We start from the raw sequence: 747 nt of genomic DNA, 5'->3' as shown, positions 1-747 counted from the left end.
GACATGCTGCAGCAGACCGAAGTCACCGGCATCCGCAAGAACGGCAACAAGGTCGTGGGCGTCGAGACCAACCGCGGCTTCATCGCCGCCGACACCGTGGGGGTGGTCACCGCCGGCAACTCCGGCGTGCTCGCCAAGATGGCCGGCTTCCAGCTGCCGATCGAATCGCACCCGCTGCAGGCGCTGGTGTCCGAGCCGATGAAGCCCATCCTCGACACCGTCGTGATGTCGAACAAGGTGCACGGCTACGTCAGCCAGTCGGACAAGGGCGACCTCGTGATCGGCGCCGGCATCGACGGCTACAACGGCTACGGCCAGCGCGGCAGCTACTCGACCATCGAGCACACGCTGCAGGCCATCGTCGAGCTCTTCCCGATGTTCTCGCGCGTGCGCATGAACCGCCAGTGGGGCGGCATCGTCGATACCTGCCCGGACGCCTGCCCGATCATCTCGGCGACGCCCGTCGGCGGCCTGTTCTTCAACTGCGGCTGGGGCACCGGCGGCTTCAAGGCCACCCCGGGCTCGGGCAACGTGTTCGCGGCGACGCTCGCGGCCGGCAAGGCGCATCCGCTCGCGGCGCCGTTCTCCATCGACCGCTTCATCAGCGGCAAACTCATCGACGAACACGGCGCCGCGGGCGTCGCGCACTGAGGAGGAGCAGGACACCATGCTGCACATCTACTGCCCGCACTGCGCGGAAACCCGCGAGGAAGAAGAGTTCCGCCCCAAGGGCGAGGCCCACATCGC

The 747-nt window shown here is 67.9% G+C and carries 1 protein-coding gene; it reads left to right on the top strand.

Going from position 1 to position 747, the window contains the following annotated elements:
- Nucleotides 1–651: FAD-dependent oxidoreductase (locus GO615_RS27760; protein WP_169133066.1), on the top strand; the 651-nt coding region annotated here is incomplete at its 5' end.
- Between the last annotated feature and the right edge of the window lie 96 nt (nucleotides 652–747).

The sequence above is a fragment of the Aromatoleum evansii genome (genome assembly GCF_012910805.1).
Classification (GTDB): domain Bacteria; phylum Pseudomonadota; class Gammaproteobacteria; order Burkholderiales; family Rhodocyclaceae; genus Aromatoleum; species Aromatoleum evansii.
Note: the sequence above shows the minus strand (reverse complement) of the source record. Positions and strands in the feature narration are given on the sequence as shown.